Annotated in this window: 8 protein-coding genes and 1 tRNA gene; 6 read left to right on the top strand and 3 right to left on the bottom strand. The window is 68.3% G+C overall.

Annotated elements, in window-relative coordinates:
* Positions 1-296: 296 nt before the first annotated feature.
* Genes XcodCFBP4690_RS04715 through hemA form a run of 3 tightly spaced genes read right to left on the bottom strand, consistent with a single transcriptional unit; the run spans position 297 to position 4,361 of the window.
* The gene (locus tag XcodCFBP4690_RS04715; protein ID WP_104539851.1) at positions 297-2,003 is read right to left on the bottom strand and encodes an O-linked N-acetylglucosamine transferase, SPINDLY family protein; all 1,707 of its coding nucleotides are present in this window, start codon (positions 2,001-2,003) and stop codon (positions 297-299) included.
* Entirely contained in the window at positions 2,000-3,085 is a 1,086-nt protein-coding gene (gene prfA / locus XcodCFBP4690_RS04710; protein WP_104539850.1) for a peptide chain release factor 1, read from the bottom strand. Before prfA ends, XcodCFBP4690_RS04715 begins: the two co-directional genes overlap by 4 nt.
* Positions 3,063-4,361 carry a glutamyl-tRNA reductase gene (hemA, locus tag XcodCFBP4690_RS04705; protein WP_104539849.1) on the bottom strand — a complete coding sequence of 433 codons (1,299 nt, stop codon included), beginning with the start codon at positions 4,359-4,361 and terminating at the stop codon, positions 3,063-3,065. Before hemA ends, prfA begins: the two co-directional genes overlap by 23 nt.
* Positions 4,362-4,426: 65 nt before the next feature.
* Between hemA and XcodCFBP4690_RS04700 the strand changes: the two genes are divergently transcribed.
* The 6 genes from XcodCFBP4690_RS04700 (at position 4,427) to XcodCFBP4690_RS04675 (ending at position 9,556) form a co-directional block, all read left to right on the top strand.
* Complete coding sequence (locus XcodCFBP4690_RS04700) at positions 4,427-6,115, top strand: tetratricopeptide repeat protein (protein ID WP_104539848.1); 1,689 nt, start codon at positions 4,427-4,429, stop codon at positions 6,113-6,115.
* Entirely contained in the window at positions 6,112-6,765 is a 654-nt protein-coding gene (gene lolB / locus XcodCFBP4690_RS04695) for a lipoprotein insertase outer membrane protein LolB (protein WP_104539847.1), read from the top strand. Before XcodCFBP4690_RS04700 ends, lolB begins: the two co-directional genes overlap by 4 nt.
* Positions 6,747-7,625 (top strand): 4-(cytidine 5'-diphospho)-2-C-methyl-D-erythritol kinase, encoded by an 879-nt coding sequence (gene ispE, locus XcodCFBP4690_RS04690; protein ID WP_104539846.1) that lies wholly within the window; start codon positions 6,747-6,749, stop codon positions 7,623-7,625. The genes lolB and ispE overlap by 19 nt, the downstream gene beginning before the upstream one ends.
* Positions 7,626-7,637: 12 nt before the next feature.
* A tRNA-Gln gene (locus tag XcodCFBP4690_RS04685) sits at positions 7,638-7,714 on the top strand.
* Between the two features lie 138 nt (positions 7,715-7,852).
* Positions 7,853-8,812 (top strand): ribose-phosphate diphosphokinase, encoded by a 960-nt coding sequence (locus XcodCFBP4690_RS04680; RefSeq protein ID WP_104539845.1) that lies wholly within the window; start codon positions 7,853-7,855, stop codon positions 8,810-8,812.
* Between the two features lie 108 nt (positions 8,813-8,920).
* Entirely contained in the window at positions 8,921-9,556 is a 636-nt protein-coding gene (locus XcodCFBP4690_RS04675; RefSeq protein WP_104539844.1) for a 50S ribosomal protein L25/general stress protein Ctc, read from the top strand.
* The last annotated feature ends 22 nt before the right edge of the window (positions 9,557-9,578 follow it).

The raw sequence follows: 9,578 nt of genomic DNA, 5'->3' as shown, positions 1-9,578 counted from the left end.
GTACGGGCGAAGCCGCATGGAGAATTTCCTGGACGAACTAGTCGCGCAACCGTCGCAGAGGTTGCATGTAGTCAATTGCGACGTCTAGTGCCATGGCGACCCGCAACACCGCTTCAGCGCAGTTTTTCACCAGCTACCAACCACGCATCAAACGCAGCCGACACCGTAGCGAGCAGTTGTCAGTAGCGCGGTTAGCGCTTTCCGACTCCGAGTGCGCGTGGCACACGACAATTTCGATCATCCGCCGCGCGCCTGGCAACTGCATAGCAGCTGCACAGGGAATGCTGTTGGCTGCTCTAAACCCCCAACCAACCATGCTCCCGCGCCAGCGCCCGCAGCATCGTCGCAAGATCGTCGGCAAACCCATCCATATCGAAAACGCCGCTGCGCTGTCGTTGCTCGGCCAGACGCGCCCGCACCTCAGCCAGCAGGCCCGGATCGTTCGCCAGCGCGGTGGCTTTGGCCACGAATGCAGCGTCATCGACCACATTCATTTCGTCCAGCCCCAGATGATGATTCAGGCTGCCTGCCACGCGCGCGGCAAAGGTCTCGCCCGGGGTGGTCAGCACCGGGCAGCCTGCCCATAGCGCATCGGAGGCGGTGGTGTGGGCGTTGTACGGGTGCGTGTCCAGGAAAAGATCCGCGTGCCGGTAACGCGCCAGATACTGCGGGTGCGGCAGCTTCGGCATGAACACCAGGCGCTGCGCGTCCACGCCTTGCGCCTGCGCTGCCGCGCGCAGCCGCGCGTCGGCCTGGCCTGGCCCGGACAGCAGCCACAGCACGCTGCCCGGTACCGCACGCAGCACCGCCAGCATGCGCGCCATGCTGCGCGGAGTGAGCTTGTAGCTGTTGTTGAAGCAGCACAGCACCACGCCGTGCTCGGGCAGGCCGCACTCCGCACGCGAGGGCGGGGCGGCCACCGTGCGCGAGGTATCCGAGGGTTGAAACACGCGCGGCAGGCGCAGCACCTGCTCGCTGTAGAACGGTGCCAGCGAGGGCGGTAACGCGAACGCATCGCCCAGCACGTAGTCCATCCATGGCGCACCGGAGGTGCCGGGGTAGGCCAGCCAGTTGAACTGCAGCGGTGCCGGGCGCAAGGCGAACACTTCCGGGCGTCCGCCGCCGCCCCAGCCGCGCAGGTCGAACAACAGATCGATCCCCTGCGCACGGATGTGCCGGGCGGCATCCACATGCCCCAGCGTGGTGACATCGTGCAGCGTGGTAGCACGCGCAAGACGCGCACGGATCTCGCTTGCGTCATCGTGGCTGGTGGCGAACAGATGCACCTGCAGCCCCGGCTGACGCTGCTGCAAGGCTTCCAACAGCGCCACCGTCAGCAAGCCGGTGGGATGCGCACCGAAGCCGTTGGAGACGAACCCGATCCGCAACGCGCCCTGGCGGCGCAGCGCCACCGGCGGCAGCGGCTGCAACAGCGTCGCGATGGCCTGCGCGCGGGTCCGTGCGCAGGCCAGCTGTTCGGCCGCGCTGGCGTCTTCGCTGAGGAACGCGAACGGCTCCACCGCCGCAGCGCCTTGCGCCACTGCCGCACGTACCTGCGTGGACAGCGCCTGTACATCGCGCCAATCGCACAGGCGACGCCGCCAGTTGAGCAGTTGCGCGGCGATGTAGGGCTCGTCGGGAAGCAGCCGGTACGCGCGCGCGTAGGCCGCGGCGGCCTGTTCCGGCTGGCCGGCATCTTCCAATGCATGGCCCAGCCACAGCGCAATTCCCGGATGCTGCGGCACCAGGTCGGACGCCTGCTGCAGCAGGTCGGCCGCCTCGGCGTGCCGCGCTTGTGCCCAGCGCACCCGCCCGAGCCGCGCGATCGCTTCCGGGTGGCCCGGCTGCAGCAGCATTGCACGTTGCACCGCCTGCTCACCGGCCGCAATGGCGCCCATGCCGAGTTCGGCATCGGCCAGCATCAACCAGGCCACGAAATCGCCGGGCCGGTGCCGTACCGCCTCGCGCAGCTGCAGCAGCTCGCGCGGGACCTGCGCACTCACGGGCTGTCGCTCAACCGCGCCAGTTCGTCGGCCTGGTGCTCGTGGATCAGCCGGCCGATCAAGCCATCCAGGTCGCCTTCAATGATGTTGGGCAGGTCGTACAGGGTCAGCCCTTCCACGCGATGGTCGGTGATGCGGCCCTGCGGAAAGCTGTAGGTGCGGATGCGCTGGCTGCGGTCGCCGCTGCCCACCTGCAGTTTGCGTGTCTGCGCTTCGGCGGCGGCGGCCTTGCTGCGCTCGGTCTCCAGCAACTGCGCCTTCAGCCGCTTCATCGCCTTGTCGCGGTTGGCGTGCTGGCTGCGCTCGGTCTGGCATTCCACCACCACGCCACTGGGCACGTGGGTGATGCGGATCGCCGATTCGGTCTTGTTGACGTGCTGGCCGCCGGCGCCGGAGGAGCGAAAGGTGTCCACCTTCAGGTCGGCCGGATTGATCGCGATCTCTTCCACGTCGTCGGCCTCGGGGATGATCGCCACCGTCGCCGCCGAAGTATGGATACGGCCCTGCGATTCGGTGGCCGGCACGCGTTGCACGCGATGGGTGCCGGATTCGAACTTCAGCCGCGAGTACGCGCCGCGCCCGACCACGCGCGCCACCACTTCCTTGTAGCCGCCGTGTTCGCCGGGGCTGTCCGATTCGATCTCCACCTTCCAGCCCTGCCGCTCGGCATAGCGGGCGTACATGCGGAACAGGTCGCCGGCGAAGATCGCCGCTTCGTCGCCGCCGGTGCCGGCGCGCACTTCCAGGAACAGGTTGCCGTCGTCGCGCGGGTCGCGCGGCACCAGCAGCAGCGCGAGCTGCGCGTCCAGTTCGTCCAGGCGCGCCTGTGCGGCGGCGATCTCTTCCTCGGCCAGTTCGCGCATTTCCGGGTCGTTGCGCATGGCCTCGGCGGCGCTCAGATCGGCCTTGGCGCGCGCTTCCTCTTCCAGTGCCACGGCCACCGGCTCCAACTGCGACAGTTCGCGCGACAGGGTGCGGAACCTGTCGTTGTTGCCCACCACGTCCGGATCGGACAGCAGGTGCTGCAGTTCTTCGCGGCGCTCGGCCAGCGCTTCGAGCTTACGGCGCAGGGTCGGCGTCATCAGTCCTCACGATCGGGGTAGCTACAGGGGGATGTTGGTAACCGGGCTTTTCCGGGAACAGCCGGTCGGCTGCGCTGGTCAGTTCCAGGTCGTTGTTGAGCGCGGCATCGCGCAACGCTGCGGTGGGCGGATGCAGCAGGCGGTTGGTCAGCGCATGCGCCAGTTGTTCCAGCACTTCGTCGGCCGGCTTGCCGTTGTGCAATTGCTGGCGCGCCTTGGCCAGCAGCTCGTCGCGGGTGTTGTCGCCGAAGGCGCGCAGTCGCTTCAGCGGGGCCTGACGCGCATTGGCCTGTACGGTCTCGACATAGCGCGCCACCTGCAGGTCGATGATGGCCTCGGCCTGGTCGGCGGCCTCGCGACGGCTGCGGCGGTTGTCTTCGACCGCGCGCTCCAGGTCGTCCACCGTATACAGGTAGGCGTCGCTCAATTCCGCCACCGAGGCTTCGATATCGCGCGGCACCGCCAGGTCGAACAGCAGCATCGGCTTGCGTTTGCGCACGCGTAGCGCCTGTTCCACCTGCGTCCGCGTCACCACCGGCTCGCGCGCGGCAGTGGCCGAAAACACCACGTCGGCTTCGGCCAGATGGCGCTCCAGGTCGGTCAGCGGCAGCGCGTAGCCGCCATGCTGGCTGGCCAGGGTCTGCGCATGGGCGAGGGTGCGGTTGGCGATCAGCAGGCGCCGCACCCGGCCTTCGCTCAGGTGCTTGGCGGCCAGTTCGATGGTCTCGCCGGCACCGACCAGCAGCACGGTCGATTCGTTGAGCCGGGCAAACGACTCCTGTGCAAGGCGCACGGCGGTGGACGCCACCGATACCGGATTGGCGCCAACGCGGGTATCGGTGCGCGCGCGCTTGGCGACCGAGAACGTCTGCTGGAACAGGCGATCCAGCCCGCTGCCCAGCGCACCGTGCGCACGCGCCACGGCCCAGGCATCCTTCACCTGGCCCAGGATCTGCGGCTCGCCCAGCACCATCGAGTCCAGCCCGGTCGCCACCCGGAACAGGTGGCGTACCGCGGCGGCGTCCTGGTGCTGGTACAGATGGCCGCCCAATCCCGGCGCCTGCGCATCCAGCCAGCCGGCCAGCGTGTGAGCGTCGTCGGCCATCGCGTACAACTCGGTGCGGTTGCAGGTGGACAGCAACGCGGCCTCGCGCACCTGCGGCAACGCACGCAGCGATTCGAGCGCGCGCGGCAGCGCATCACCTGCGAACGCCGCGCGTTCGCGCAGGTCCACAGGTGCGGTCTGGTGATTCAGTCCGAGCACCCACAACGTCATTGTTCAGTTGCTTGCGATAAGCTGGCGGCCATTCAGGGCCCCATTTTACGGCCCGGTTGCTCCCGATGCCTGTACCGATTCGCATCCTGTGTGTTCTTTTGCTGGTCGCAGTCTCCGCCAGTGCCACTGCAGCACCGAAGAAAGCGGCGCCCACCGCCGCCGCCGGCAGTGCCGGCAGCTCCTCGCTGGAGCCCGTGCTGGCAGGCGAGTTCGCCTTGCAGGCCGGTCAGCTGGACGAGGCTGCCCGTGCCTACCTGGACGCCGCCAAGGCCGAAGCCGGCGATGCCGGCCTGGCCGAGCGCGCCGCCCGCATCGCCATGCTGGCCAACGACGATCCGCGTGCCATCGAAGCCCTGGCGCTGTGGCGCGCCCGCGCGCCCTCGTCGATGTCCATGCGCAGCACCGAGGCCTCGCTGGCCCTGCGCCGCAACGATCTGCGCACCGCGCGCCGCGATCTGCTCGGCCTGCTCAAGGAACCGGACCCGCGCGGCTGGCGCTTTGCGCTGATCGCACTGGCCAATGGCGGCCGCGAGCCGGAGGCCTCGGCCGATGTGCTCGAAGACCTGGTCAAGGCGGGTGCCATCCCCAACCAGATCGAGGCCTGGCAGGAATTCGGCCGGCTGGCGCTGCGCATGGAACGTCCGGCGCTGGCCAAGCGCATCGTCGACGAGGTGGTGCGCCGCTTCCCCGAAGAGCCGCGCGTGGCCTTGCTGCACGCCACCCAGCTGCAGCAGGAGGGCAAGAACGACGAGGCCCTGGCGCTGCTGAAGGCTGTCGAGCCGCAGGCGGTCAAGGACTCCGAACTGCGCGGCGCACTGGCCTTCGCCTATGACGCCATGGGCCAGACCGAAGCGGCCGCGCGGGTGCTGTCCACCGGCCCGCAGGACACCCAGACCTACGGCTTGCGTGCCTCCATGCTGGCCAAGGAGAAAGACCGCAGCGCGCTGGAAGCGTTGTACGGCGAGCTCAGGAGCAACGCGACCAAGCCGGACCCGGACCGCCGCCTGCTGCTGGGCAAGATCGCCGAATTCCTCAAGCGTTACGACGAGGCGGTGGAGTGGTACCGCGGCGTGCCCGGTGGCCCGCAGCTGAGCGAGGCGCGCCTGCGTGCCGCCAGCGCACTGTACGAACTGGGCCGCAAACCCGAGGCGCTGGCCGAGGTGCGCGCGCTGCAGGGCGATGCCAGCGCCGACGACGACGCCCGCCGCGATGCCTACGTGCTGGAAGCCGAGCTGCACCAGCGCGCCAACGATGCCGCCGGCGAATTGGACGCCTTCGAGCGTGGCCTGGCCGCGTACCCGGACGACGGCGCGCTGCTGTACGCCCGCGGACTGGCCTGGGAACGGCGCGACGACGTGCCGCGAGCGGAGGCCGACCTGCGCAAGATCCTGGTGGCCGAACCAGAGAACGTCGCGGCGCTGAACGCGCTGGGCTACACCCTGGCCGACCGCACCACCCGCTACAAGGAGGCGCTGGCGCTGATCGATCGCGCCCGCACCGCCGATCCGGACAACCCGGCCATCGTCGATAGCTACGGCTGGGTGCTGTATCGCATGGGTCGTACCAAGGAGGCGCTGGTGCAGCTGCGCCGCGCCTGGGCGCTGGTCAAGGACCCGGAGATCGCCGCGCATGTGGGCGAAGTGCTGTGGGTCAGCGGCAGGCAGGACGAGGCGCGGCGCTACTTCGACGAAGCGCGCCGGCTGGATCCGGACAATCGCGCCTTGCAGCGCGCAATCGAGAAGTTCGGCCTGTGAGCGTTTTGCTGCGGGCGCTGGCCCTGAGCGGACTGGTGCTGGCGGGGTTGTCCGGCTGCGTCAGCGTGCCGCGCGGGCAGGGTAGCGGTGCGGCCGTGGTCGAGCGCGTCTCCGATGACGCGCGCGCCGCGGAAGCGGCGCGCCAGGCCTGGCTGCAGGCGCATCCGCAGTGGTCCTTCCAGGGCCGGGTGGCGATCAGCAAGGGCCGCGACGGCGGCAGTGGCCGCATCGACTGGCAACAGGACGGCGCGCACTACCGCGTCCAGCTCAGTGCGCCAGTGACCCGGCAGAGCTGGGTGCTCACCGGCGATAGTGCCACCGGTGCCGGTCGCATCGAAGGGCTGGACGGCGGGCCGCGCAGCGGGCCGGATGCCGAGCAGGTGCTGCGCGAGGCCACCGGCTGGACCATCCCGGTCAACCGGATGCCGGACTGGGTGCGCGCGCTGCGGATCGCCGAGGCCGGCGCGCAGCGCGTCGACCTGGACGCCGCCGGCCGCCTGCGCACCGTGCATCAGGACGGCTGGACCATCGATTTCCTGGCCTGGGCACTGGCCGGCGACGGTCTGCCCGAACTACCGCAGCGCATCGAGGCTCGCCAGGGCGAGGCCAAGGTGCGCCTGCTGGTGGACCAGTGGACAGTGTCGCCTTGATGGACGCGCCGGGTAGCGACTGGTCGGCGTGGCCCGCGCCGGCCAAGCTGAATCTGTTTCTGCGGATCATCGGGCGCCGCGCCGATGGCTACCACCTGCTGCAGACCGTATTCCGGCTGCTGGCCTGGGGGGACACCATTCATCTTCGTGTGCGCAACGACGGCCGGATCCGGCGTATCGGCGACAGCCTGCCGGGCATCGCTGAGGACGACGATCTGGTGATCCGGGCTGCGCGCCTGCTGCAGTCGGCCGCCGCCACCCAGGCCGGTGCCGAGATTCGCGTCGACAAGCGCATCCCCGCCGGTGGCGGATTCGGTGGCGGCTCATCGGACGCGGCCACCGTGCTGGTCGCGCTCAATGCCTTGTGGGGCCTGGGTTTGCCGGTCGATGCACTGGCCGGGCTGGGCTTGCAGCTGGGTGCGGACGTGCCGGTGTTCGTGCGCGGGCATAACGCCTGGGCCGAGGGCGTGGGGGAGAAGCTGACTCCCATGACGCTGGCGGACGCGGCCTATGTACTGGTGGATCCTGGCGTTCACGTGCCCACGCCGGCGCTATTTCGATCACAGGAATTGACGCGGGATGCCGCGCCCGCGAAAATAGCGGACTTCGCTTCCGGTTCTCTGCTCGACAATGCGTTCGAGCCGGTCCTGCGGCGCCGGGAACCTGCCGTCGAGGCTGTGTTCCAGGCACTGGCCAGGATCGGAACGCCGCGTTTGACCGGGTCGGGAAGCGGCTGTTTCGTCGAATTCGCCACGCGCACCGCTGCAGAGCAGGCGCTGGCGCAGTTGCCGGGCAGCCTGCGGGCGTGGGTGGTGGAGGGTGCAGTGCACTCGCCCTTGCTCGACGCACTGGACGCGTGACAGGTTTGATGCAGGGGCGTCGCCAAGAGGCCCAAGGCACCAGGTTTTGATCCTGGCATTCGTAGGTTCGAATCCTACCGCCCCTGCCAGTTATTGATGCAGTGATGCAGGTCCCTCTGCAAAAAGCCCGCACATCCATGTGCGGGGATTGGACAAAAAGCCCGGCATTGGGTCGGCTTTGTCCAGCTCCACCATCGCACGCTCTTCGCCGCCGCCCGAGAGATCCCATGCAAGACCAACGTAACCTGCTGGTGTTCTCCGGCAACGCCAACAAGCCGCTTGCCCAGAGCATCTGCAAGGAACTGGGCGTGCGCATGGGCAAGGCGCTGGTCACCCGCTTCTCCGATGGCGAGGTGCAGGTCGAGATCGAAGAAAGCGTGCGCCGGCAGGAAGTGTTCGTCATCCAGCCGACCTGCGCGCCCAGCGCCGAGAACCTGATGGAACTGTTGGTGCTGATCGACGCGCTCAAGCGCGCCAGCGCCGCGTCGGTCACTGCCGTGATCCCGTACTTCGGCTACTCGCGCCAGGATCGCCGCATGCGTTCTTCGCGCGTGCCGATCACCGCCAAGGTCGCCGCCAAGATGATCTGCGCGATGGAGGCCGACCGCGTGCTGACGGTGGACCTGCATGCCGACCAGATCCAGGGCTTCTTCGATGTGCCGGTGGACAACGTCTACGCCTCGCCGCTGCTGCTGGCCGACATCTGGCGCGCCTACGGCACCGACAACCTGATCGTGGTCTCGCCGGACGTGGGTGGCGTGGTGCGCGCGCGCGCCGTCGCCAAGCGTCTGGACGATGCCGATCTGGCCATCATCGACAAGCGCCGTCCGCGCGCCAACGTCGCCACCGTGATGAACATCATCGGCGACGTGCAGGGCAAGACCTGCGTGCTGGTGGACGACCTGGTCGATACCGCCGGCACCTTGTGTGCGGCCGCCGCAGCGCTCAAGCAGCGCGGTGCGCTCAAGGTGGTGGCCTACATCACACACCCGGTGCTGTCCGGCCCGGCGGTGGACAACATCAACAATTCGCAGCTCGACGAGCTGGTGGTCACCGACACGATCCCGCTGAGCGCCGCCGCCCGCACGTGCGCGAAGATCCGCCAGCTGAGCGTGGCCGAACTGCTGGCCGAGACCATCCGCCGCATCGCCTTCGGCGAGTCGGTCAGCTCGCTCTACGTCGACTAACCCCATTCGGTGCCCGCAGGCGCGGGCGCCGGCAACACGTCTCTCCTGGTCGCGGGTGAGACGCTTCATCGCCGCGAGGCGGTATTCCAATCTAGGTAGTGAAACAACATGGCAAAGACTCACGAAATCAAGGTCGAGCGCCGCGCAGACGAGGGGAAGGGTGCGAGCCGCCGCCTGCGTCACGCTGGCGTCATTCCGGCCATCGTCTACGGTGGCGATCTGGAGCCGGTCAGCATCCAGCTCAACCATGAGCAGATCTGGCTCGCCCAGCAGAACGAGTGGTTCTACTCGTCGATCCTGGACCTGAACCTCAATGGCGACGTGCAGCAGGTGCTGCTGCGTGACATGCAGCGCCATCCGTTCAAGCAGCTGATCATGCACATCGACTTCCAGCGCGTCAGCGCCAACGAGAAGCTCAGCGCCGCCGTGCCGTTGCACTTCATCAACGAAGCCAGCTCCCCGGCCGGCAAGTCGAGCGAAGTGGTCGTCACCCACGAGCTCAACGAAGTCCAGGTGGTGTGCCTGCCGAAGGACCTGCCGGAGTTCATCGAGATCGATCTGGCCAACCTGGAAGTGGGCAACGTGATCCACCTGTCCGAGATCAAGCTGCCGGCCGGTGTCGAGATCCCCGAGCTGAAGCTGGGCAAGGAACACGACGTTGCCGTGGTCGCCGCCAAGCACGTGCGCGTCGAGGAAGAAGACGCTGCCGGTGAAGAAGGCAGCGAAGGCGCAGAGACCAAGTAATCCGCTGGCCGATTCCTCGCCG

This window comes from Xanthomonas codiaei (assembly GCF_002939785.1).
Lineage (GTDB): Bacteria > Pseudomonadota > Gammaproteobacteria > Xanthomonadales > Xanthomonadaceae > Xanthomonas > Xanthomonas codiaei.
Note: the sequence above shows the minus strand (reverse complement) of the source record. Positions and strands in the feature narration are given on the sequence as shown.

Excerpts from the sequence above, each read along its gene's own strand:
- XcodCFBP4690_RS04700 (WP_104539848.1), top strand. The coding sequence starts at position 4,427 with ATGCCTGTACCGATTCGCATCCTGTGTGTTCTTTTGCTGGTCGCAGTC.
- prfA (WP_104539850.1), bottom strand. The coding sequence starts at position 3,085 with ATGACGCCGACCCTGCGCCGTAAGCTCGAAGCGCTGGCCGAGCGCCGC.
- XcodCFBP4690_RS04675 (WP_104539844.1), top strand. The coding sequence starts at position 8,921 with ATGGCAAAGACTCACGAAATCAAGGTCGAGCGCCGCGCAGACGAGGGG.
- XcodCFBP4690_RS04680 (WP_104539845.1), top strand. The coding sequence starts at position 7,853 with ATGCAAGACCAACGTAACCTGCTGGTGTTCTCCGGCAACGCCAACAAG.
- hemA (WP_104539849.1), bottom strand. The coding sequence starts at position 4,361 with ATGACGTTGTGGGTGCTCGGACTGAATCACCAGACCGCACCTGTGGAC.